The sequence below is a fragment of the Peribacillus psychrosaccharolyticus ATCC 23296 genome, from assembly GCF_000305495.1.
In the GTDB taxonomy this organism is placed as follows: domain Bacteria; phylum Bacillota; class Bacilli; order Bacillales; family DSM-1321; genus Peribacillus; species Peribacillus psychrosaccharolyticus.
The window spans coordinates 1-22,376 of sequence record NZ_AJTN02000260.1; the positions used below are offsets into that span (position 1 = coordinate 1).

The following is a 22,376-nucleotide window of genomic DNA, read 5'->3' on the forward strand; positions in this document are numbered from 1 at the left end:
AAGGAATCGCGTATTTCTCTTGGAATGTCTGCTTTACCTCCCGCGGTCCACTGCGACCTTCAGTTTTGCGATTTGGCAGCCGGTCATAAACGACATTAGGAAAGGGGAGCTCGTAAGTTTCCCATGTATGCTGATGATACATATATCCGGTAATGGTCTCATTCTCCCAATCAATATGATTTTCTCCGAACATAAAAGGAATGCATCCAGTCGCTTTGTTTAAGGAGAGCAGCTTAGAGAAGAACGACGTACGTTCTCCAAGTGGTTTGTTTTGAATGGTTGAAAAGCCAGAAGAAAAAACACCTACAAGGGGACCAATGTGAATGTCTTTTCCATAGATGAACAAATGGATAGGTGTCTCTGTATCCGGGAAGTTCAGGCGTTCGGCCAGGCTTTTAGAAATGACAATGGATTGTGTAATGGATGGATTTCGCTTGATTAAGGCCGGTGCAGAAGAATGACCAAAACAGACGGTGTTTATTTCCTGCATATCCGTTAATTCAGAAGGATAATAAAAGATATCATCTGAAATATCAGAGATTTCAACTGAATAAATCCTCTTCATGATGATTGACCTGCTTTCGAAAGTTCTGATGCTAGATATTTACAATATAGACCAGGTGCAGAAAAGATGTTAGTCAGTTGTTCTGGGTGAAGCTTTTCGATGATTTTACGGCCAGGCTTAGAATTAATATCAAGTATCCAAACCTTTCCATCCTGATCAAGTCCAAGATCAACACCCAATTCAAATAAACGATTAAATTTTGTTTCTAATGCAACAGGCAACGTTTGATAAATACGTTCGATCATCGGTTCTAGCTGTCTTGCTGACGCAATAGAAAGTGTATCTAAATAGGAATCATATGAATAGGCCCGTCCGCCGGTGGCAAGATTTGAGGTAATGCCATCCTTTTTTCCTTTACGTATCCCTCTTCCGCGTTCAATCCAGTTGTTTTCTCCATCCTTTTGCAGCAAAGACCGGATATCAAAAGGCTCTTGTTCTTGTGTGAAGAGAGTAAGAAAAGGCTGACCTAAATAGTGGTATTTCGTTAGTAATCGTTCCAGCCATTTATTTAATTCTTCCTCAGTTGTAAAAGCCCTTTTATAGCGACCTGCTTGTTTTTGCATGGATACTTCCGTGCCTTTCTCCATTTTGGTTAAGACAAAAATGCCGGATCCTCGTGAACCGTATTCTGGTTTCAGAATAATAGATGAAAACTGCGTGAGCATGGCGTTGGCATCAGCAGGACTTTGTAATTTTTCTGTTGGTGGAAGAAAGGCCTGTAAGAACGCGTCTTCCTTTAGGGTTTGATAAACCTCCCATTTTCCAGGAAGACCGTATCCAATGAAGTTGGTATCCTGTTTAAGCCAGTTTATATTTTTCCTAGTTTCATTGGATTGGCGAGTTAAGCCGTGAAAGGTTCGATCATAGATAAATTCAGGTACTGGAAAGAGTCTTTTTGTCCAATAGTGATCTTTACGATGAAAACATTCACCTTGAATCATTTTTTTTGTACTATCAATCGCTTGTGGTGTAAAGCGGTAAACATTGAGATTTAGTTTGATGGCTTCCTTTGCGATCGCTGTAAAATAGAGATGTTCTTTTGATAAGTCATTCGTCATAATTCCGAGAGATTGCATAATACAGCTCCTTTCTTAATCAGTGTTTAAATAGAGTGCATACATATAGTCAATGATCTTTCTTACTGAAGGTCGAAAACGTACATAGTTTCCTATAAACTTTTTGGAAGGTTTTGAATTGACTTCTATGATCCATGGAAAATAATCTGTATCGAGTGCTAAATCGATCCCAAGCTCTCCGAATAAATCACTTCTGCTAGTTGATAAAACTTCAGCAGTTTTCAGTGCAAGCTGGGAGAGTGTTTGATAAATTTCATACGCTTTTGCCGGTTCGAATATAGTTAGCAGGAATTCAAGACCGTTTTCCATTTCGCCCCCGCGTGCCAGATTTGAGACAATATGACCGGCGTGACCGGTTCGCGCGATAATGGAAACGATTTTCCAGTTATGCTGTTTGTTTTTAATTAAGAGCACCCTGAAATCTGTCTTTTGGTCATCCAGCTCGAATAAAGAAATCCCTTTTTGAATGATATAGGAACGTTTTCGGCTTTGCTTTTTTAAAATCCGAAATACTTCTGCTTCGGATTCAACAAGAAAAGAGGTAAGGTTATTAGAATGTTCAATAACCCACCCTTCTGAGGTTTGAGTCAGTTTACAAATGTTTTTTCCCTGGCTTCCAAAAGATGGCTTTACATAGACGGCAGGATGTTTAAGTAAGAACGTTATAAAATCTGATTCTATTTTAAGGGGAACGGTCTCAGGTAAAAAAGGCAGCAGAGAATTCTCTGCGCTTAGAAGTTCATGAACTTCCCATTTAGAGAGAAAGCCCCCATTAAAAAGCGGGATAGCTAGTTCTTGTAACCTTAAAACAAAATGTTGGAAGTCCACGGATTTTTCTAACTTTCTTGAATGCAGCCGATTATAAATGACATTTGGCATAGGAAGTATGGTTCTCTCCCAGTGGTCTTCTGTTGGATAATATCCAAGTACTTGACTATCTTCTAAGGTTTGCAGCTTTAACAAATAAAAAATAAAGCCTTGTTCATTACAATAGGAAGATAGCTCGCGGTAAAATATATCGTTATCAAATGTTCCATTGAGAGAGTTTGGTGTATGATTGGTAAGAAGCGCCAAAATAGGACCTATGGTTAATCTATTTTCGTTAGGATAATACTGAACTCGGACTGGAAAGGTAAGTAAAGGAATCAATAGAACTTGCATACTTTCTTCCGCCAGCTTAACTAAACTGTCGCGGCCTGGAAGTTGACGGATTTGTAATGAAAGTTGGTTTATTCCTGCTTTCACGAAGATGCTATCACCATGATTGAGTTCCCATTTCTTGAGAAGACTTTTAGAAATGTAAATGGAATCTTTATTCTCGGGAACATTTCCTGCCGTTAGTATAAATGCACGATTTTCTAACACCTTCATTCTCATCCCTCATTTGCACTGAGATTAGTATCCTTTTATAATGAAGAGATGGGCTAATGCGGATATCATATCTTATGTTTTGGATGATTTGAACGTACCTTTATGATGAATATTTTTAACAGAAGAAGGAGATAAAGCATGAACTGGATGATTACACTTGCATTTATGATTATTATTGGAGCAATAATAGGAGGATTTACCAACTTTATTGCTATAAAAATGCTGTTCCACCCGTATAAACCAATCTATCTTTTTGGTAAACAGCTGCCTTTCACACCGGGGTTGATTCCAAAACGACGTGATGAGCTAGCCTCTCAACTTGGGAAAATAGTAGTTGAACATTTACTTACCCCTGAAAGTCTTCAGCAGAAGGTGCTCAATTCTACTCTTAAACAAGATATGAATACATGGGTACAGGGAGAAGTGAAAAAATGGCTGTCATCAGAAAAAAACGCAGCAGAGTTATTGGCTGAATACGGGATAAACAATGCTTCTGATGTAACTGAAGACTTTTTAAAGAAGTTCCTTGTGAGTAAATATGACAGTTGGATGGCTGAGAATCGCAGTAAACAGACTAGTGATTTATTTTCACCGGCTATTCTAGAGAAGGCTGTTGCAAAGATCCCTGATATATCTGAATATATTCTTTCCAAGGGAAAAGAATACTTTACGAGCCAAGAAGGCAAGCGTCGTCTTGAACAAATGATGGAAGAATTTTTTAGTCAGCGCGGAAAAATTGGGAATATGATTCAGATGTTCATGGGGAATGCCAAACTGGTTGATATCGTTCAACCTGAATTGCTTAAATTTCTTAATCAGACTAAAACATCCGATTTAATTACTGTGTTACTTACTCGAGAATGGCATAAAGTAGAAGAATGGGAGCTGGAAAGAGTGGAAGGCATCTTTGGTGCAGATGCTATTAAAGAGTTGCTTTCTAAGAAAGTAACTCAATTAGCAGATATTCCTGAATGGTTTGAAAAGCCGCTTCATGAGCTTGCTGCTCCAATGGAATCTGTCATCCTTGATAAGGTAATTCCCACCCTGCTCGATCAAGCCTTACTGCTGGTCAGTGCACAACTTATTCCAATGGTAGAAAGACTGCATATTGAGGAAATTGTGGAAGAGCAAGTTAAGGCATTCTCACTCGAAAGACTCGAGGAAATTGTTTTGCTGATTGCAAAGAGAGAATTAAGTATGATTACGTACCTAGGATTCCTGCTTGGTGGATTGATTGGAATGTTACAAGGATTTTTCTCCATATTTTTTGGCTAATGAAGATTGTTTTGGTATAGTAGGGAAATAGATTATTAGGAGGTTACACAATAATGTCAAATGTATATGATGCAGCGTATGATATGGAAAAAGCAATTAGAAACAGCAGTGAATTTACTGATTTAAAGAATCTTTACGATCAGGTTAATGCCGACCCAGGAGCTAAAGGAATGTTTGATAACTTCCGTCAGCTTCAGATGACTCTTCAGCAAAAACAAATGACAGGACAAGAAATAGCCCCTGATGAAATGGAACAAGCACAAAAAACAGTTGCTCTTGTACAGCAGCATGAGACCATTGCTAAATTAATGGAAGCCGAGCAAAGATTAAGCATGGTTATTGCCGATTTAAACCGTATTATCATGAAGCCTTTAGAAGACTTATACGGTGCACCTGAACAATAAGTCATTGAAATGCCTCTCAAGCACATTGTGCTCGGGGGGCATTTGTTTTTTACAAAATCCCTATGGATGTTCTAGCCCCCATTTTTGATTCATAAATTGTAGTAGAACACTACAGATGGGGGAGATTGGCATGGTATATCGGTTACTGGCGGTCAATATTGATGGAACCCTGCTTCAATCGAATGGCCGCTTAAACAAAATGACTAAGGAAGCCATAGAATATGTTCATCAAAAAGGTGTACATGTAGCTTTAGTTACATCAAGAAGTTACCATTCAGCCAGAAAAGTGGCTAAGGCCCTTAAAATAAATCCTATGATTGTGGCTCACCAAGGAGCATTTGTAGGAGAAACGCTCGACAAACCAATCCATGTTCAACGAATGACAGAAAGTCTAGTCCTGGAAATCGTGCAATTACTGGAGAAGACAGTTTGTCAGATTCAGCTGGTCCATGAAAAGCAGCTGTTAGCTAATCGATTAGAAATACCAGAAAATCTACTAGGAAAAGCTGTACTCCAAATGAATGAACAAAATTTCTATTCTCAGCATTTTGTCGATACACTTAGTGAAGAATTGGCGGTGCAGCCCTTTACAGCAACCAAGATCGATGTCTATTTTCCAGAAGAAGCAGAAAAGGAAAGCCTGTTTAACCTAATTAATGATATGTTTAAAGAAGTGACTATTATTGAAAAACCGGGGCAAAGACTCACCATTGTTCCTGCTGGGGTATCGAAGTGGAACGGCGTTCTCTATCTTGCTGATTTTCTAGGAGTTAAAGCAAATGAGATTGTAGCGATCGGTGATGGTCTTGATGATTTAGAAATGATTGCATTCTCTGGATTAGGGGTAGCAATGGGAAATGCACCAAATGAAGTGAAGTTGGCAGCGAAATGGGTAACACGTACTAATGATGAACAAGGTGTTGCCTATATGCTCAAGGAATTTTTTCGTAAGCAGCATCCCATTGGATTTATTGAAAAACTGAATCATCTTCGATAAATAATTTGATTTGATAAATATTTTTATGTTTCTTTCACACACTATAACTATCCTTAAATAGAAAGGAACATGAAAATTGGGAACAATTGATCCAAAAGATGTAAATGTTGGCGACGAGGTCTATGTCATTTACAATAACCCTCATACACCAAGTGTATCGAATGTAAGAGCAGCTGAAATTGTCCAGCATCCAAAGGATCCTCAAGCCATAGCTTTGTTTTTAAATGATACTTTTCATGTTGTAGAGGATGATGATGCGCTCTATTCTTCTGAAGCGGAAGCGGAGACAGCCTTTAACGAATTATACGATGAAGATGTCCTATTCTAAAGAACAGACCCCGTTAAAAAACGGGTCTCAGACTGTAGACCAACTCGGGTGAGATTTAAAATTGAGATGTTGATTTCCATTCCAGGCGCTTCGCTTTCCGCGGGCGGGCGGTGAGCCTCCTCGTCGCTTACGCTCCTGCGGGGTCTCACCTGTCCCGCTGTTCCCGCAGGAGTCTTCACGCCTTCCATTTCAATCAACTTGACTTTCTTACTTAAAGGTCAAAGGCCTAGTTTTTTTGAGGTAATAAGGAGTATTTTCGAAAACCAACTTGAAATGGTAATAGTAGACCAGCTTGTTTCCACTCAAAAAATGCAAAAGAGGTTCGGAATGAAACTATTCCGAACCTCTTTTGTCTACAAACTGAGACCCCGTTAAAAAACGGGGTCTGTTTTATTGTTGTGGACTTTCTGTTCGTAAAAAGGGGAGAGTACAGCAGCGAAATGAACCGCCTGATTTAATGATTTCTGAAATATCACATTCAATCACTTCATATCCACGCTTACGTAATTCCATATTTACCTGTGTGTTCATAGGCAGGCTGATTATTTTTTTGTGCCCAATAGATAAAACATTCGTACCGAGTGTGAATTGTTCTTCAGGAGAAACGATAATTAAATCATAGCGTTCACTAAGTTGTTTCCTGTCTTCTTCATCAATCGCATCTGGAAAGATTAATGCCTCTGTAGGTGAAATAATATTGAAGATACAATCTAAATGCAGGTATTTTTCTTCAAAACGGATCGGTTTAATTTCATAGTCAGTAAGAAGTTTTTGTAATTGGCGGGCCGAATGTTTATGCGTTCGATTGCTCAGTCCTACATAAATCGAATCACGATCAATAATTACATCTCCGCCTTCAATTCGTTCATGATTCAGATTATAGTTGGGGAGGCTATGGTCTTCTATCCAAGATTTTAGGATGGTTTCTTCACCTTGTCTGATAGGACTGGCCATTTCAGCAATAAAGATGGTATGTCCAAGTGTAAATCCAATATCACGGGTGAAAACTTGTTCATTATATGTAGGTTCAGCAGGCAGTTGAATGACGTCAATATCATGATTCTTAAGGAGGTTGATAAAAGCTTCATGCTGCTGTAAGGCTAAAGGGATTTTAATATTATCTTCTTTATAATACTTTTGTGTTTCATTGATGACCTCACGGATCTTCATAAAGCGTGGTTCACATACGATTACTTTTTTTAAACGATCATATTCACTTCTACAAAACACTGTGTCTTTTACTATTTGTTTCATACAGTCCTCCTGATTAAATGCTTTCTTCTTATATTTCCTTAAATGAAGCGAAAGAAACCTACCAAGCCAGAAAATAGGTAAAGGAATATTCCATTATTTAGCGAATACCTATCTTTATATTCATGATGGATTAATAAGGGGGAAATTTCTATGATGAACACGCCATTATTATTGACGCAAATGATTGAACGAGCAGAACGGTATTTTCCAAAAAAAGAAGTCATTTCGAGAACAGAATCCGGCATACATCGAATGACATACGCTCAAACAGCTGAACGGACGAGAAGACTTGTTAGTGTTTTGCGAAAGCTTGGTGTCAATAAAGGGGACAAAGTGGGAACCCTTGCTTGGAACCATCATCGTCATTTAGAGACCTACTTTGCTGTTCCCTGTTCTGGTGCTGTCTTGCATACAATTAATTTCCGTCTTTCCCCTCAACATGTTTCTTATATCATTAATCACGCCGAAGACAAGCTTCTATTTGTCGATGCAGATATTTTACCGCTGTTGGAAGGAATTAAAGAACAGTTGAACCATGTAAAAGGATTTGTTATTATGACGGATCAAAATGAGTTGCCTGAAACGACATTATCACCTGTTTATCATTATGAAAAACTATTGTCTGAAGGAAATCCTAAAGAACCATTTATTCAAGATTTAGATGAAAACAGCCCAGCTGGTATGTGCTATACATCAGCTACGACAGGTAATCCTAAAGCGGTTATCTATTCACATCGAGGAATCCTTCTGCATGCAATGGCTTTAGGATTAGTCGATAATACGGGAATTAGTGAACGGGATACAGCCCTCCCAGTGGTACCTATGTTTCATGTTAATGCTTGGGGTATTCCCTTTGCATGTGTTTGGTTCGGTGCAAAATTAGTCCTGCCAGGTCCAGCGTTTTCACCAAAATTAATTGCTGAACTATTTGAAGCGGAAAAGGTTACGATTTCGGCAGGTGTGCCGACAGTCTGGATGGGTCTCCTTAAAGAACTCGAGGAACATACCTACGATACAAGCAGTTTGCGTATGATTCTTTGCGGCGGATCAGCTGCACCGAAGAGCATGATTAAGGAATTTGAAACCAAATATCATATCCCGTTTCTTCATGCATATGGGATGACGGAAACGAGTCCATTAGTGTTTTCAGGAGTATTAAAAAGCTATCAAGAAGAACTGAGCGAAGAAGAACGTTATGACATTAAGTCAAAACAGGGAATGGTTGTTCCTTGTATTGAAATTAAAGTTGTTGGACTTGATGGAGAAATTCAGGCAGATGGGAAAGAAATGGGTGAGCTCTTAATCAGAGGGCCATGGATTGCGGATGAATATTATCAAGATGAGCGGACGGAAGCTGCTTTTGTAAATGGATGGCTGCATACAGGGGATGTTGTAACCATCGATGAAGAAGGATATGTTAAAATAGTTGACCGAACCAAGGATTTAATTAAAAGCGGGGGTGAATGGATTTCTTCCGTTGATCTCGAGAATGCTCTGATGGCTCATGCTGGTGTGTTTGAAGCCGCCGTTATTGCTGTTCCAAATGAGAAATGGCAGGAGCGCCCCGTCGCATGTGTAGTGTTAAAGGATGCATATAAAGATAACGTGACCAAGGAAGAACTGCTTGAATTTCTAGCACCGCAATTCGCAAAATGGTGGCTCCCTGATGATATCTTATTCTTAAGTGAAATTCCTAAGACTGGTGTAGGAAAGTTTTTAAAAATGGCACTTCGTGAACAAGTAAAAGATCTATATGCCAATAGCAAATGACAAATATAAATATTTTTATAATAATCCGACATAATTATTTTTAATGAATCCGCTTTCATGTATACTGTTAGTATTAACAGTAATATAGAAGGAGCTGGGGAGCTTGAGTATCGAATCGACTTCGACAAAACAAACCGTGATTGTCACGTATATTGAAAGAACAGCAGTCGTAGAATTGAACCGCCCTGAAGCCATGAATGCCATGAACGAAGAGATGCTTCACGAGTTGGCAAAGGTCTTAAAGGAAATAACGTATAAAGACGAGATTGACATTGTCATTTTAAAAGGCAAGGGAAAAGCGTTCTCAGCAGGCGGGGATATTAAGATGATGTTGTCATCAGATGTTACAGAGGGATTCGATAACATCATGGACTGTATAAGTGATATTGTGACATCACTTTATTTAATGCCGAAGTTGACGATTTGTGCTGTGCACGGTGCAGCAGCTGGTCTTGGCTTGTCTGTCGCATTGGCAACCGATTATATTATTGCTGAGCCGGAAAGCAAATTGGCTATGAACTTTATAGGGATTGGGTTAATTCCGGATGGAGGCGGCCACTTCTTCCTAGAGCGAAGGCTTGGAGAAGTGAAAGCGAAAGAATTAATCTGGGAAGGAAGAGTACTGAGTGCCCAGCAAGCATATGAAAAAGACCTGATTCATGAAATAGCATCGATTCCGCTAGAGCAGGCTGTAGAGAAAAAACGTCAGATCTGGCTGAACAGCCCGACCAAAGCCATGATTAAAACGAAAAAAATCCTCAGTGAACAAAACCGGCCGACTCTATTAAAGATCCTTGAAATTGAAAAAAATGCTCAAATGAAAATGCGCGAAACAAAAGACCATAAAGAAGGCGTTCAAGCCTTCCTTGAAAAAAGAAAGCCAAAATTTATTGGTCAATAAAAATATGAAATTACCCCGTTCAGTTCTTTGAACGGGTTAATTCTATTTGCAGCGCTTTCATTACGAATGAAATAAAACAAGGCTGCCTTGTGGTGATGTACAGCGGTGTGTTTTTTCAAGGAAGTTCTTGTCTGCTAACATCTTATGGCCGATTTCCTTTGCCAGCTTGTTGTTCTCAGCGGTAAATGATTCATCGAGCAGCTTTTCACCATTTGGTTCAAAAACGGTTAACTTATAAATGTTACTCATAAAAATTCCTCCATCTTTTTTGAAAGGGTTTACTACTATTATTTTTGCATAATATTCCATCTTTTGTAAAGGGTTATGTACTTTCATAGACTTATATAATACGATTAGATAAACAGTTTTGATTGAGAGGGGAGAAAAGAATTGTCATTACATATAAATCATGTAACCAAAAAATTCGGTGATTTTACCGCAGTGAATGAATTAAATATTACCATTCCAGAGAAGCAAATGTTTGGTTTATTGGGAGCTAATGGGGCAGGGAAGACGACAACGTTCCGAATGATTCTAGGATTATTAACTCCAACTGAGGGGGAGATTACTTGGAATGGAAAAGGAATCGACTATTCGACCAGCTCAATTATTGGCTATCTCCCTGAAGAAAGAGGATTGTATCCTAAATTGAAAGTTCGGGAACAGTTACTTTATTTAGCGAGATTAAGAGGAATGTCTAAAAATGACGCGTTTACTGAGTTACAGCATTGGCTGGAACGCTTCAAGATCCCAGAATATCTTGATAAAAAGGTAGAAGATCTTTCAAAGGGAAATCAGCAGAAGATTCAGTTGATAGCGTCTGTTATACATAAACCAGAGCTGCTCATTCTTGATGAACCCTTCAGCGGGCTGGATCCAGTCAATGTAGAAATGCTTAAACAAGCTGTTATTGATTTACGCGACAAAGGGACAACGATTGTTTTTTCCAGTCATCGAATGGAGCATGTCGAGGAAATGTGTGAACACTTATGTATCATGCATCGAGGAGCACCTGTGGCAGCCGGGAAATTAAAAGATATTAAGCGTTCTTTTGGTAAAAAGAATATAGTCATTAAAGCCGATTTTAACCTAGATTTCCTTAATGAATATCCGGGTGTTGTGAAAACGAAGATTACAACAGAAGGAAGAATCCTGCAAATTACGGGGGAAGATGTTGCTGAGAAAATCCTCCAGGATCTTGTACCGCGTGGGTTTGTTAGGAAGTTTGAGCTGGAAGAGCCCTCGTTAAATGATATTTTCATTGAGAAAGTAGGTGCAGCTTATGAATAAATTTTGGATTGTTTTTGCACATACCTATCTAACAAAGATAAAATCAAAATCCTTCATTATTACCACTGCAGTCATGTTAGTGTTAATCTTCGGTCTGTCCAATGTAACGAAGATTATTGATTACTTTGATGATAATGAAAAAGAGAAAGTAGCTGTAATTGATCAGACGGGTGCATATTTCGAGCTTTTCAAGAATACGGCAGAAACAATGAATAAGGAACTGACAGTTCAAGCGGTTCCAAATGAAAAAGAAGCAGAAAAGCAGGTTTCCGATGAAGAAATAATCGGCTACCTTCTTATAAGTGAAGATAGTAACGGAGAAGTAAAGGGAGTGTATAAAGCTAATGAAATATCTAATACGGAGGTAAGTGCAGGCTTATCTACAACACTAAACCAGTTAAAACTGCAGAAGGTAAAAACTGAACTCAATTTAACTGATGAGCAAATTGAAGCGTTAAATGCACCGGCTGTTTTTGAAACCGTTGCGCTGAAAGAAAGTGCAAAAACAGAGGAAGACTTGAACCAGGCACGTGGACTGGTCTACATCTTGTTGTTTGTTATCTATTTTAGTGTTCTGATGTATTCTAGTATGATTGCAACAGAGGTTGCTACTGAAAAGTCTTCACGAGTAATGGAAATCTTAATATCAAGCATTCCCCCCATACAACAGATGTTTGCGAAAATCCTTGGGGTCGCGTTATTAAACTTCACCCAGATTCTTTTGTTTTTAGGACTAGGGTATGTGTCCGTAAAACAAAATCTGTCAGAACTGAATGACGGGTTTTTCTCCGTTTTTGGATTTGGGAGTATTCAGCCTTCAATACTGGTGTATGCAGTGATATTCGTATTACTGGGCTATTTACTGTATGCAACACTTGCAGCATGCCTAGGATCGATCGTCAGCCGAGTTGAGGACGTTCAGTCCATGATTATGCCAATGACGACGCTCATTATTATCGCCTTCCTTATTGCGATGTCTGGTCTTAGTAATCCAGGAGCAGGCTATGTGACGGTCACGTCATTTATTCCCTTTTTTAGTCCCATGATTATGTTCCTTCGAGTAGGGATGCTTGAAGTACCATTTTGGCAAGTTCTTACGAGTATCCTGATTCTTATTGGTACGATAGGTTTGTTAGCCATCATAGGCGCTCGTATCTATCGCGGAGGAGTTCTCATGTACGGAAGTTCAAAATCATTTAAAGATATTAAAGAGGCACTGAAGATGTCAAAGCATTCGTAAGGATGTTCCATAGAAGAGAAGACTATCAAGAAACATGATAGTCTTTTTTCTCTTTTCTAAAGAAACACGGATCTATCAAAACGGCTAGAACTCCGATTGGTGTACCGAAAAAGTCCTATTTTTAGAAAGTAGGAATGGAAGAAATGCGTAGATACAATGGGAAAGCATGTTCCCTTTGTGATAGAATATGAGCTAGAGTATTGCTTTAGACGAGACTAGACGGAATGGCACTCAGACCGAATACGTTCTGGGATTGTCAAAGACAAGGTATACCCCGTCATCAGCCAAACTTAGCTATCAACATTTATTACTATTCATATAGAACGAGGTGGAATACATGAGCCAGATTCGATTTATACATACAGCGGATCTTCACTTGGACAGCCCGTTTGCGGGGCTGAGTCATTTACCCGATTATTTAGTTAAGGCGCTTCGTGAAAGTCCATTTCGTGCGTTTCAGAACATTATTGAAACAGCCATTGCACAAAAAGTAGATTTTATAATCATTGCAGGAGATTTATTTGATGGTGAAAATCGGAATTTAAGAACTCAGGTCCGTTTCCGTTCAGAAATGGAAAGACTGGATCGAGCAGGAATAGAAGTCTATATTATTCATGGAAATCATGATCATTTGAATGGTTCATGGATTCAGCTTGAGCTTCCAAAGAACGTTACTGTTTTTGGAGGAAAGACGGATGTGAAGGTATATACCAAACAGGATGGAACAATGGCAAGCCTATACGGCTTCAGCTATCAGCAGAGACATGTAACTGAAAGAATGATTGATACCTATAGGAAGACTGCAAGTGAGGGCTATCATATCGGTCTCCTTCATGGCTGTCTTGAAGGAGTATCTGGACACAGCCCTTATGCACCGTTTACGATCAAAGACTTGGTTGAAAAGGATTTTAATTACTGGGCGCTTGGGCATATCCATAAACGTCAAGTGATCTCGGAGCTGCCGCTGGCCATCTATCCTGGTAATATTCAAGGAAGAAACAGAAAAGAAAGCGGTCCAAAAGGCTGTTTCCTTATTACAATGGAAAATAGGACTATATCCAAAAACTTCATAGAAAGTGCTGAATTTATTTGGGATACGGTCGTCATCCCTATCCGTGAGCAGGCTTCATTTGATGAGATATTAACTTCAACGAGAGACGTAATTGAGCATAGAAAGCAAGCTGGTTCTAAACTTTTACTTGAATTAGAGCTCGAACTCTCATCCCTTGAACCGTCTCTTATCTCACTACAGCTGTTGGATGATCTATTAGCTATTTTACAAGATGAGGCGGAACAAATAGAATCTCTTTGCTGGCCGTATAAAATAAAAATAGCGAATCACCAAGAATTGGTCTTAACACATACAGAAACGCCATTTACGAGTGAACTTCTTGCACTTGCTGAAGGATTTACAGATTTTGAGGGTGCCCTTCAATCACTATATAAGCATCCAGGCGCTAGACGCTATTTAGATGTGCTCGATGAAGAAGAACGAAAAGGACTGCTGGAGGAATCTCGGCAGATGCTGTTTCAATTATTTAAAACGTAAAAGAGGTGAGAAGATGCGAATTAAAGAATTACATGTTTATGGCTATGGAAAGCTTGAAAATGAACGATTTAATGATTTACAGCAGTTATATGTGTTTTTTGGAGAAAACGAAGCCGGAAAATCAACGATTATGTCTTTCATTCATAGTATGTTGTTTGGCTTTCCAAGTAAAAACCATGAAGAGCCAAGATATGAACCAAAGCAACATGCAAAGTACGGAGGAAGACTTGTACTTGTTACCAAACGATATGGTGAGGTAATGATTGAACGAGTAAAAGGGAAAGCAGCTGGGGATGTAACGGTTATGCTCGAAAGTGGTGAGGTTAGATCAGAGGAAACGCTTCATGACATTCTTCATGGGATTGACAAGTCCTACTTTCAATCTGTATTTTCCTTCAATTTACAGGGGTTACAGGGAGTACATACAATGAATGAAGGAAACGTTGGCAAAATTTTGCTGTCTGCAGGATTAATTGGCAATGATATGCTGCTTGAAGCGGAGAACACCCTCCAAAAAGAAATGGAACAGCGGTTTAAACCAGCAGGCCAAAAACCATCAATCAATCTTCAACTTAAGAAAATAAAAGAATTAGATAAACAAATGAAGCTTGCTGGAGATGAGCAGGAAGCTTATAAAGCACTGATTGAGCAACATAAACAGTACACAGAAGAATTGGCAGAAGTAAAGATGAAAAGCAGTGAAAGTGAAGAAATGCAATATAGGTATCAGGAGTTTTTGCGTATTAAGCCAATTGTGGATGAACGTAATATCCTTGATCGGAAGTTAGATCGTCTTGGAGAACAAACATTTATTGCGGATGGAATTCAGCGGCTTGAACAATTTCTTGCAGCCAAAGTGCAGATTCAATCACAGGTAGTGTCTCTTATAGAAAGAAAGCAAGCAGTTCTAAAAGAACAAGCAGAGCGAAAACCAAATGAATATATACAAGACCATAAGGAAGAAATCGAAGCAGCTCTGGAATCAGCATCTTTTCTTGAAAAATTGGAACTTGACCAATCAGTCCTTTTGCAAGAACTTGAAAGGATACAAAAGAATATTAGAAGCGCATACGGTAATCTCCATTATCCAGGAGATGAAAACAGCCTATTAGCGCTCGATTTAAGTAATTTTGTAAATGAGAACGTCAAACGGCTTGATCGGGATAAAAATCGATTGCTTGATGAAAGAATGCAGCTGGATGAAGAGTATAAGACAGAAAAAGAAAAGCTTGAACGTTCTGAAGCACGGATAGCTGAGTTAAAGGAAAGAATGCTTCCTGAAGAAAAACGGCAGCAGCTTGAAAATACAGTAGGAAGGGTGAGTAATGAAAGCTTTCAGAAACTAAAAAAAGCTTTGCTGATGGAGCAACTTGCAGAAGTTGAACAGCAGTATGAGCAGCAAAAGAAACGGGATACTCAAAATCGTTTACGTCAGCGTAACCTTTTCGGTTTGTTGGGTATTCTCTTGGCAGTTGGAGCGGTGATCAGTTTTACCCAGGATCAAGTAATGATTGGCCTTCTTCTAACAGCGGGATTGTTCGTACTGATTGCTTCAAGATCGGTGTTTAAAGGGCAAGGACTAGCTCAAGAGTTAAGCCGCCAGCACGATATCTTAAAACAAAAGAAAGCAGCACTGGATCAAGAAAAATCAATTCCTGCTGAAGAACATGCGGCCCAGCTTGATCTCCTCGAAAGGGACAGAGAAGTTGAAAAATCTTTAAGAAATGAAATGTTTCGCCATGAAGAACGTGAGCTGGCCTTTGATAAAGCTATTCAGAAATTCGAAGGCTGGGAACATTCCTGGAAAAAGGTAAATGATGAAATACTAGTTGTCAGCAAAACCTGGAGGATTCAGATAAGTCCGACTGAAAATAATTTGGAAGATATTTTTGAGATGCTTAGTCAATTAAAGGATTTCTTGCTAGAAAAAGAAGAGAAAAGCAATCAGTTGACCTTTCTTAAAAAAGAAACTACCGATAAAAAGCAGGAACTTCTTACTTTCAGTAGAGAGCTAGGGAATACAACAACCTCTTGGCAAGAAGCTGTTGTCCTTTTAAAAAAGGCGCTGAACGATACGCTTGAAAAAACAATTCAATCAAAGCAGTTACATGCAGAAATAGATAAATTGACTTTGGAAATAGAAAAACTCACAAATAATCAGTTGCAAATAAATGAGGAAATTAAGAAGCTCTATAATAAAACGGATGCATCCGATGAAGAAGAGTACCGTCAAAAGGCTCTGAAAGCAGAGGAATGGGCAAGCCTTACCAGTAGAAGGGACCTGCTTCAGATCCAACTTCAACAATCGCAGCTTGGACACGAGCAAATTACTGACTATTTAACTGCTCAAATTGACGGAAATAGTTTGGAACGGTTGAGTAAGGAACGAAAGGAACAGTCCAAACGGCAATCTCAGCTGCTAGAGCTGCTTTCAGATTTGAAGCATGTAATTCAAAATCTTGAGGATGGGGGCACGTACGAAGAACGAATGCATCTCTTTATGGAAGAACGGGCTGCATTGAACGAAGAGGCAAAAGTCTGGAGCCGATATGCGATTGCGAAAACGCTTCTAGAACAAACGATTAACAGCTTTAAACAAGAACGTCTGCCTGCAGTGATTGCTTTAGCAGAAGATTACTTTTCGTTCTTGACAGATGGTGAGTACACGAAGATCCGCCTAAATGACAGCGGAAAGGGTCTTCTAGTCGAACGAATTGATCGGCTGACTTTTGAGGCCGAAGAAGTAAGCAGAGGAACAGCTGAGCAGATTTATGCGTCAATGAGGTTAGCGCTTGCTGTCTCTACTTTTGGAGAGGATCCTTTTCCTCTAATCATTGATGATGGCTTTGTTAACTTTGATCAAAAGCGGACAAGAAATATGATTAAGCTTTTGCGGAAATTATCTGAAACAAGACAAATCATCTTTTTCACTTGTCATGAAACCCTGCTTACTCATTTTTCAGAGTCTGAAATACACGTATTACAGAAACCCAACAGGCACTCTTTTCAATAAGTAGAGAGATAACTAAAGAGACTTCCAACAGGAGGTCTCTTTACAGTTGCTAAGGATGACTCTTGATAACCATGTATGAAGAGAATCCAAAAGGTTTGAGTAAATCGTACTGAGTATTTCGCTTGTTTCAATCAAAATTAATTTGACAGTGATAATCATTTTCAATAGAATAAAATGGAAATGAAGTATTTTGATAAATAAGGAGATGACTCGACATGGTACAGGCAATTACCACCCAGTCATTATCACTTGGTTATGGTGGAGAATTAATTATAAAGGAATTAAATATAGAAATACCTAAAGGGGAAATCACCGTATTTATTGGTGGCAATGGGTGCGGCAAGTCCACACTTCTTCGCGCTGTCGCACGTCTACTAAAACCGAATTCAGGAACAGTTTTGTTGGATTCTAATAATATAGCGAAGATGGCAACTAACGAGGTGGCCAAAAAGATGTCTATACTTCCACAATCACCTTCAGCTCCTGAGGGTTTGACTGTCTACCAGCTTATTAAACAAGGACGATATCCTTATCAAAATTGGCTGAAACAGTGGAGTAAGGAAGATGAAGAAAAGGTCCATAGAGCGATGGAAGCAACAAATCTTACAGAGCTAAAGGACCAATATGTAGAAGCGTTATCTGGAGGGCAAAGGCAGAGGGCATGGATTGCTATGACACTGGCCCAAGATACTGATATCATATTACTGGATGAGCCGACAACCTATCTGGATATGGCTCATCAGATTGAAATACTTGATTTGCTCTTTGAATTAAATGAGAAGGAAAATCGAACGATTGTGATGGTGCTGCATGATCTGAACCTCGCCTGCAGGTACGCACATCATTTAATCTCGATTAAAGATGGGGAAATTTATGCTCAAGGGAAACCTGAGGATGTGATTACCGCTGCATTGGTTCAAGAGGTGTTTGGGATGGCGTGTCAGATCACCTATGATCCACTCTTTGGCACTCCTATGTGTATTCCATTTGGTAAAGGTCGATATGTAGAAAAAGAAATAGGAACCGTAGTGAATGCATAAGCATAAGCAGAGTTACAACGAGAGTTAATAAGTTCATTCAGAAGCAGACATCGTGAAGCAGCGGTGTTTTTTTGAGTGGATGCAATGCAGTAAACTTCAAGCTATCAAATGCTTGATATGGTATACTATTTTTACTTAATGAACGGAGGTATATCTATGGAAACGGGAATTAATCATTATGGAATTGGTGACTCAATTGATACATATATGTACATCAAAAGTAGTACCAAAGCTTTAGCAAGTAATGGAAAACCTTTTTTGACATTGATTCTTTCGGATAAGACGGGAGAAATTGAAGCAAAACTTTGGGATGTTTCAGAAGAAAATGAAAAGACATTTGCTGGGGAACGGACTGTCAAGGTACAGGGCGATATTCAAAATTATCGTGGCCGCCATCAGTTAAAAATACGTAATATCCGCGTTACTACAGAGGCAGATGGAATTACACCTGCTGATCTAATTCAGACGGCTCCTATAAGCCAAGAAGAGATGATGGACAAAATTACGCAATTTATTTTTGAAATGCGCAATCCAAATATTCAACGAATAACCCGTCATTTATTAAAAAAATACCAAAAAGATTTTCTTACATTCCCAGCTGCAACAAAGAATCACCACGAATTTTATTCAGGTCTTGCTTATCATGTGGTGTCAATGCTTGACCTTGCCAGTGCAATCGTAAAACTATATCCTAAGCTTGATAAGGACCTATTATACGCAGGAGTCATTTTACATGATCTTGGGAAGGTATTTGAATTATCTGGACCGGTTTCAACTGTCTACACGGCTGAAGGTAATTTACTTGGTCACATTACGATTATGGTTAATGAAATTGGTAAGGCAGCTGATGAGTTAAGTATTAAAGCCGAAGAAATTATGATACTCCAGCATCTCGTGCTCGCTCATCATGGAAAAGCGGAGTGGGGAAGTCCAAAACCTCCAATGGTAAAAGAAGCGGAAGTACTTCATTATATTGATAATCTGGATGCGAAGATTAATATGATGGATCGCGCCCTTGAAAAGGTAAAACCTGGTGAGTTTACGGAGCGGGTGTTTGCCCTTGAAAATCGCAGCTTCTATAAACCAAACTTTTAACTAGTATGATGTTCTAGCATATTTTCTTTCTTACAAGCATATTCTCAATTAAGAGTGTTTTAGGACAACCTTTGGAAGGAGAATATGTATGCCGATTTGGATATGGTTTGTTTTTGCCGGAATTCTGGTAAGTGCAGTAATGGCCGTATATACAGCTAGAAAAGACCAAGTGCAGGAACATGACTGGATTGAGCAGCAAGGACAAAAATATATGGAACGTATACAGCAGGAACAGGAAACACGCAGTAATGAATCTAGTGAAAATAACGAACAAAAAGATCCGGCTTAGGCCGGTTTTTTTGTGTGCAAAATGAAAATGTAATCAAAAAAACAGGCCTGTCCATATACGGACTGACCTGTTTTTTTTTACAATTATTGTGCAGCAGGAGCTTTTGCTGGAGTTAAAGCATCTTCTAAATCTTTATCTTTGATTTTCACTTTTGCATCTTCAAGCTCTTTATCAAGGATAGATTGTACTTTATCCGCCTCAATTTTTTCAACTTTAAGATCGTATTCAATTTCACCTTTTAGTTTATCATATGATTCTTTTTCTTTTTTATCTTGAAGTTGGATGATGTGATATCCGTATTCTGTTTTAACAGGCTCACTAATTTCACCTTTTTTCAGCTTGTAGGCAGCTTCTTCAAATTCTGGAAGCATAGCGCCAGTTCCGAACCATCCTAAATCGCCGCCAGCCTCTTTAGAGCCAGTATCTGTAGAAACTTCCTTAGCTAAATCTTCAAACTTTTCACCTTTAGCAAGCTTAGCTTTAACATCCTTGGCTGTTTTTTCATCAGCCACTAAGATATGTCTAGCTTTGATTTGCGGTTGAGTTTCTTCGTAGCGTTTTTTGATTTCTGATTCTTTTACTTTAATATCTTTAATAGCTGCCTTTTCTTGCAGCATACCAATTCTCATTGAACTCTTAAGAGCATCTTCATCTTCGTATCCTGATTGAGCTAATGCTGTAGCAAAGTTATCGCCCATTTGTTCTTTGAGCTCAGCTACTTTGGCATCTAGTTCTTTATCTGTCACTTTATATTTTTCTGAAAGAACTTTTTCATAAACAAGCTCTTGAAGAACTTGATCACCATATTTCTCTTTCATTTCATTATAAAGCTCGTCCTTCGTAATATCTCCTGCTTTAGTGGTTACCACTGCTTCGGAGTCGTCTCCTCCGCTGTTGCACGCAGTTAGTCCTAGAAGACTTGTTGTAACCGCGATGGATAATACCCATTTTCTCATTAAGAACAACTCCTGTAAATAAATTGGTGGTGATTTATAAATCCACAAATCTTACTATAACATAGTTAGAAGTTATAAAAAAACTATAATTATCCTTTTCTGCAAGCTAATTTGTGAAATATAGGTAAAAGTACACCCAATATCAGTAAAAATGCATAGAATATATCGAAGAATACAAAGGAGGTATGCAGCTTGGGCCAAGGATATAGCGGAGGGTTCGCTTTTATAGTTGTATTGTTCATTCTTTTGGTCATTGTAGGAGCATCATTCTGCTGACTAAGATGACAAGGGTTTAGGGATTGTTTTAAATTTGATATGAATGCCGTTTCCGTTACGCAACGGTCTGCATATAGTACAGAGAACTTGTGTACAGCACTGCTGATTATGGTTCTGTACCATGCAATGGATATTGAAAGGAGGGGGAATAATGTCTGGAGGATACGGTGGAGGCGGAGGCTTCGCGTTAATTGTTGTTTTATTTATTCTATTAGTAATCATCGGCGCTTCTTGGTTATAAGAAGCAGCGAATTAAACAAGGAGACAGCAAATGCTGTCTCCTTGTTTCCTGAAAAAATCAAGAAAGTATCCCAGTGCTACGTATGTATATGGACCAATTTTGCTCTGGTAAACCTTCTTATCAATGAAATTTTAGGTAAATAAAATTTCAACATAAGAAGATAATAACAGAATCGTAATGAGTACGTTAATCGTACGGAATACTTTAGGCTGACGCTCTTCAGGAATTTCTTTTTGCTGACAAAGTGAATTTGTCATTTTATTAATATTATATAGAATCAATCCGGAGAAGATGATGAAAATTATAAGAATCATTCCTGACTCCCTCCCTGCATAACGGTTCTGTAAGTATTACGATATCAAATAACGCATTAAAAAGATACTACAAAAAACAGTTTGTTAATCTACTAGGGTTAATATGTCATATCCATCAGCATGTTCTTCTACAAAGCATCGGTTAGGAGAGCCAGTAATGGTTTTTAAGCATATGAAATCAGTTACACATAGGCCTGTGTGTAAAGCAAATAAAATGGTAAAGTAATGGGTATAATGTGGGAATGTAAGGGTACAAGTAAGTAGACCAAGTGATACAATAAAGAAAGGGATAAAAAGTGTCAGAAGAAATAATTGTTTAGTTATCGGTTCATGAATGATAATTTTAATAGTTGGAAAAATGGGATAGTTATATGTGATTTGTGTTTTAATTTTATGCAGCTGTCTGAGGAGCGGCAGGTAGTGCAAAAGTTTATGGACAGGATATAATAAGATAATTAAGATGATTAATAAAAGACTGTGATCATCATACATAGCCAATCCAGTCATAAAGGGAACGAGAAGTGTGTGTATGGCAATAAAAGATAAAAGAATGGTGAATAATGATAGAAAGAAAATTCGCTGACTGTCATATTGTCTTGATAGATTGATTGATTTCCAGCTATTCATAGAATGAATGCCTCCTTTTAGTGGGGATAAGAAGACCGATAAAATACTTACATACTTTACGATGTTTTGAATTAAAAATCAATAGTTTTTCTTTAAGCTGATTAAAAGAATAATGATAGGCTGTATGAGTAGGAAACGATTGCGATGGGGGATAGATATGAAGGACCTGTATAAAGAGGTGGAAACGTTACGTTATCATCAGGAATTGTTGATCAATGTAATTAAAAATCGGGAAGCGGAACTAGATCTGCTCTTCGTAGAAAAAAACCTAACGAGGGAAGAGGGAAGGGCACTCCTTAAAATATGTGAAACGTTGAGCAATAAAATGGAAATAGAAAAAGCGGAAGGTTATTTACACTTTCAACCGCTTCTACAACAATTAAGAAATCAAATAAACCCCAAGCTATCAATATACGAATTAATCCGATCATGTCTAAAGCAAGGTGTGTATAGTGAATTCATGCAGGAAATGGAAAAAGAGTTGAAACTTTAAACTGGCTCAGCT

At 38.5% G+C, this 22,376-nt stretch carries 23 protein-coding genes and 1 pseudogene; 16 read left to right on the forward strand and 8 right to left on the reverse strand.

Going from position 1 to position 22,376, the window contains the following annotated elements; all coding sequences use genetic code 11:
* The 3 genes and pseudogenes from WYK_RS22045 to WYK_RS22055 form a co-directional block, all read right to left on the reverse strand.
* A pseudogene (locus WYK_RS22045) lies at positions 1-565 on the reverse strand (YheC/YheD family protein); the annotation flags it as partial.
* Positions 562-1,641: a YheC/YheD family endospore coat-associated protein gene (locus tag WYK_RS22050; protein WP_051387839.1), complete on the reverse strand. Its 1,080-nt coding sequence runs from the start codon at positions 1,639-1,641 to the stop codon at positions 562-564. The pseudogene WYK_RS22045 and the gene WYK_RS22050, both read right to left, overlap by 4 nt.
* Positions 1,642-1,656: 15 nt before the next feature.
* Entirely contained in the window at positions 1,657-3,012 is a 1,356-nt protein-coding gene (locus tag WYK_RS22055; protein WP_040376578.1) for a YheC/YheD family endospore coat-associated protein, read from the reverse strand.
* A 138-nt stretch (positions 3,013-3,150) separates the two neighbouring features.
* Between WYK_RS22055 and WYK_RS22060 the strand changes: the two genes are divergently transcribed.
* The 4 genes from WYK_RS22060 (at position 3,151) to WYK_RS22075 (ending at position 6,016) form a co-directional block, all read left to right on the forward strand.
* Positions 3,151-4,287: a DUF445 domain-containing protein gene (locus WYK_RS22060; protein ID WP_040376579.1), complete on the forward strand. Its 1,137-nt coding sequence runs from the start codon at positions 3,151-3,153 to the stop codon at positions 4,285-4,287.
* Positions 4,288-4,340: 53 nt separating this feature from the next.
* A complete protein-coding gene (locus WYK_RS22065; RefSeq protein WP_040376580.1) occupies positions 4,341-4,691 on the forward strand; it encodes a YlbF/YmcA family competence regulator in 351 nt (116 codons plus the stop codon).
* Positions 4,692-4,821: 130 nt separating this feature from the next.
* Positions 4,822-5,688: a Cof-type HAD-IIB family hydrolase gene (locus tag WYK_RS22070; protein WP_040376581.1), complete on the forward strand. Its 867-nt coding sequence runs from the start codon at positions 4,822-4,824 to the stop codon at positions 5,686-5,688.
* A 76-nt stretch (positions 5,689-5,764) separates the two neighbouring features.
* Positions 5,765-6,016, forward strand: coding sequence for a transcriptional regulator SplA domain-containing protein (locus WYK_RS22075; protein WP_040376582.1), 252 nt, complete (start codon positions 5,765-5,767; stop codon positions 6,014-6,016).
* Positions 6,017-6,406: 390 nt separating this feature from the next.
* Here the strand turns inward: WYK_RS22075 and WYK_RS22085 are convergent, their stop codons facing one another.
* A complete protein-coding gene (locus WYK_RS22085) occupies positions 6,407-7,270 on the reverse strand; it encodes a dimethylarginine dimethylaminohydrolase family protein (RefSeq protein WP_040376584.1) in 864 nt (287 codons plus the stop codon).
* 150 nt (positions 7,271-7,420) lie between these two features.
* Here WYK_RS22085 and WYK_RS22090 point away from each other — a divergent pair, with 150 nt between their 5' ends.
* Both WYK_RS22090 and WYK_RS22095 read left to right on the forward strand, forming a co-directional pair.
* Complete coding sequence (locus tag WYK_RS22090) at positions 7,421-9,040, forward strand: long-chain fatty acid--CoA ligase (RefSeq protein ID WP_040376585.1); 1,620 nt, start codon at positions 7,421-7,423, stop codon at positions 9,038-9,040.
* 109 nt (positions 9,041-9,149) lie between these two features.
* Positions 9,150-9,941, forward strand: coding sequence for an enoyl-CoA hydratase (locus tag WYK_RS22095; RefSeq protein WP_051387845.1), 792 nt, complete (start codon positions 9,150-9,152; stop codon positions 9,939-9,941).
* A 60-nt stretch (positions 9,942-10,001) separates the two neighbouring features.
* On the opposite strand, the gene WYK_RS22100 is transcribed toward WYK_RS22095, so the two are convergent.
* Complete coding sequence (locus WYK_RS22100; protein ID WP_040376586.1) at positions 10,002-10,190, reverse strand: YhzD family protein; 189 nt, start codon at positions 10,188-10,190, stop codon at positions 10,002-10,004.
* Positions 10,191-10,331: 141 nt separating this feature from the next.
* Here WYK_RS22100 and WYK_RS22105 point away from each other — a divergent pair, with 141 nt between their 5' ends.
* The 7 genes from WYK_RS22105 to WYK_RS22135 all read left to right on the forward strand — a co-directional run bounded on the left by WYK_RS22105 (position 10,332) and on the right by WYK_RS22135 (position 19,457).
* On the forward strand, positions 10,332-11,231 hold the full coding sequence (locus WYK_RS22105; protein ID WP_040376587.1) for an ABC transporter ATP-binding protein: 900 nt from the start codon (positions 10,332-10,334) through the stop codon (positions 11,229-11,231).
* Positions 11,224-12,471: an ABC transporter permease gene (locus WYK_RS22110; RefSeq protein WP_040376588.1), complete on the forward strand. Its 1,248-nt coding sequence runs from the start codon at positions 11,224-11,226 to the stop codon at positions 12,469-12,471. The genes WYK_RS22105 and WYK_RS22110 overlap by 8 nt, the downstream gene beginning before the upstream one ends.
* Before the next feature lie 337 nt (positions 12,472-12,808).
* Entirely contained in the window at positions 12,809-14,020 is a 1,212-nt protein-coding gene (locus WYK_RS22115; protein ID WP_040376589.1) for a metallophosphoesterase family protein, read from the forward strand.
* Positions 14,021-14,033: 13 nt separating this feature from the next.
* Positions 14,034-17,033: an ATP-binding protein gene (locus WYK_RS22120; RefSeq protein ID WP_040376590.1), complete on the forward strand. Its 3,000-nt coding sequence runs from the start codon at positions 14,034-14,036 to the stop codon at positions 17,031-17,033.
* 215 nt (positions 17,034-17,248) lie between these two features.
* Positions 17,249-18,073, forward strand: a complete 825-nt coding sequence (locus tag WYK_RS22125; protein ID WP_040376591.1) for an ABC transporter ATP-binding protein — start codon at positions 17,249-17,251, stop codon at positions 18,071-18,073.
* Between the two features lie 156 nt (positions 18,074-18,229).
* A complete protein-coding gene (gene yhaM, locus WYK_RS22130) occupies positions 18,230-19,168 on the forward strand; it encodes a 3'-5' exoribonuclease YhaM (protein ID WP_040376592.1) in 939 nt (312 codons plus the stop codon).
* Between the two features lie 88 nt (positions 19,169-19,256).
* On the forward strand, positions 19,257-19,457 hold the full coding sequence (locus tag WYK_RS22135) for a sporulation YhaL family protein (RefSeq protein ID WP_040376593.1): 201 nt from the start codon (positions 19,257-19,259) through the stop codon (positions 19,455-19,457).
* A gap of 83 nt (positions 19,458-19,540) precedes the next feature.
* Here the strand turns inward: WYK_RS22135 and WYK_RS22140 are convergent, their stop codons facing one another.
* A complete protein-coding gene (locus tag WYK_RS22140) occupies positions 19,541-20,413 on the reverse strand; it encodes a peptidylprolyl isomerase (protein ID WP_040376594.1) in 873 nt (290 codons plus the stop codon).
* 192 nt (positions 20,414-20,605) lie between these two features.
* Here WYK_RS22140 and WYK_RS24295 point away from each other — a divergent pair, with 192 nt between their 5' ends.
* Positions 20,606-20,689, forward strand: a complete 84-nt coding sequence (locus WYK_RS24295; protein WP_152526536.1) for a YjcZ family sporulation protein — start codon at positions 20,606-20,608, stop codon at positions 20,687-20,689.
* A gap of 151 nt (positions 20,690-20,840) precedes the next feature.
* Entirely contained in the window at positions 20,841-20,930 is a 90-nt protein-coding gene (locus tag WYK_RS24300; protein WP_081705008.1) for a YjcZ family sporulation protein, read from the forward strand.
* 131 nt (positions 20,931-21,061) lie between these two features.
* Here WYK_RS24300 and WYK_RS22145 read toward each other — a convergent pair whose 3' ends face one another.
* Both WYK_RS22145 and WYK_RS22150 read right to left on the reverse strand, forming a co-directional pair.
* Positions 21,062-21,244 carry a hypothetical protein gene (locus WYK_RS22145; RefSeq protein WP_407951462.1) on the reverse strand — a complete coding sequence of 61 codons (183 nt, stop codon included), beginning with the start codon at positions 21,242-21,244 and terminating at the stop codon, positions 21,062-21,064.
* 84 nt (positions 21,245-21,328) lie between these two features.
* Entirely contained in the window at positions 21,329-21,871 is a 543-nt protein-coding gene (locus tag WYK_RS22150; RefSeq protein WP_040376595.1) for a DUF3267 domain-containing protein, read from the reverse strand.
* A 157-nt stretch (positions 21,872-22,028) separates the two neighbouring features.
* Here WYK_RS22150 and WYK_RS22155 point away from each other — a divergent pair, with 157 nt between their 5' ends.
* Positions 22,029-22,364 carry a DUF1878 family protein gene (locus WYK_RS22155; protein ID WP_040376596.1) on the forward strand — a complete coding sequence of 112 codons (336 nt, stop codon included), beginning with the start codon at positions 22,029-22,031 and terminating at the stop codon, positions 22,362-22,364.
* Positions 22,365-22,376: the final 12 nt, after the last annotated feature.

Bases quoted from the DNA above. Each gene is read 5' to 3' on its own strand.
- WYK_RS22050 (WP_051387839.1), bottom strand. From the start codon at position 1,641: ATGCAATCTCTCGGAATTATGACGAATGACTTATCAAAAGAACATCTC.
- WYK_RS22055 (WP_040376578.1), bottom strand. From the start codon at position 3,012: ATGAAGGTGTTAGAAAATCGTGCATTTATACTAACGGCAGGAAATGTT.
- WYK_RS22060 (WP_040376579.1), top strand. From the start codon at position 3,151: ATGAACTGGATGATTACACTTGCATTTATGATTATTATTGGAGCAATA.
- WYK_RS22065 (WP_040376580.1), top strand. From the start codon at position 4,341: ATGTCAAATGTATATGATGCAGCGTATGATATGGAAAAAGCAATTAGA.
- WYK_RS22070 (WP_040376581.1), top strand. From the start codon at position 4,822: ATGGTATATCGGTTACTGGCGGTCAATATTGATGGAACCCTGCTTCAA.
- WYK_RS22085 (WP_040376584.1), bottom strand. From the start codon at position 7,270: ATGAAACAAATAGTAAAAGACACAGTGTTTTGTAGAAGTGAATATGAT.
- WYK_RS22090 (WP_040376585.1), top strand. From the start codon at position 7,421: ATGATGAACACGCCATTATTATTGACGCAAATGATTGAACGAGCAGAA.
- WYK_RS22100 (WP_040376586.1), bottom strand. From the start codon at position 10,190: ATGAGTAACATTTATAAGTTAACCGTTTTTGAACCAAATGGTGAAAAG.
- WYK_RS22110 (WP_040376588.1), top strand. From the start codon at position 11,224: ATGAATAAATTTTGGATTGTTTTTGCACATACCTATCTAACAAAGATA.
- WYK_RS22115 (WP_040376589.1), top strand. From the start codon at position 12,809: ATGAGCCAGATTCGATTTATACATACAGCGGATCTTCACTTGGACAGC.
- WYK_RS22120 (WP_040376590.1), top strand. From the start codon at position 14,034: ATGCGAATTAAAGAATTACATGTTTATGGCTATGGAAAGCTTGAAAAT.
- WYK_RS22125 (WP_040376591.1), top strand. From the start codon at position 17,249: ATGGTACAGGCAATTACCACCCAGTCATTATCACTTGGTTATGGTGGA.
- yhaM (WP_040376592.1), top strand. From the start codon at position 18,230: ATGGAAACGGGAATTAATCATTATGGAATTGGTGACTCAATTGATACA.
- WYK_RS22135 (WP_040376593.1), top strand. From the start codon at position 19,257: ATGCCGATTTGGATATGGTTTGTTTTTGCCGGAATTCTGGTAAGTGCA.
- WYK_RS22140 (WP_040376594.1), bottom strand. From the start codon at position 20,413: ATGAGAAAATGGGTATTATCCATCGCGGTTACAACAAGTCTTCTAGGA.
- WYK_RS24300 (WP_081705008.1), top strand. From the start codon at position 20,841: ATGTCTGGAGGATACGGTGGAGGCGGAGGCTTCGCGTTAATTGTTGTT.
- WYK_RS22145 (WP_407951462.1), bottom strand. From the start codon at position 21,244: ATGATTCTTATAATTTTCATCATCTTCTCCGGATTGATTCTATATAAT.
- WYK_RS22150 (WP_040376595.1), bottom strand. From the start codon at position 21,871: ATGAATAGCTGGAAATCAATCAATCTATCAAGACAATATGACAGTCAG.
- WYK_RS22155 (WP_040376596.1), top strand. From the start codon at position 22,029: ATGAAGGACCTGTATAAAGAGGTGGAAACGTTACGTTATCATCAGGAA.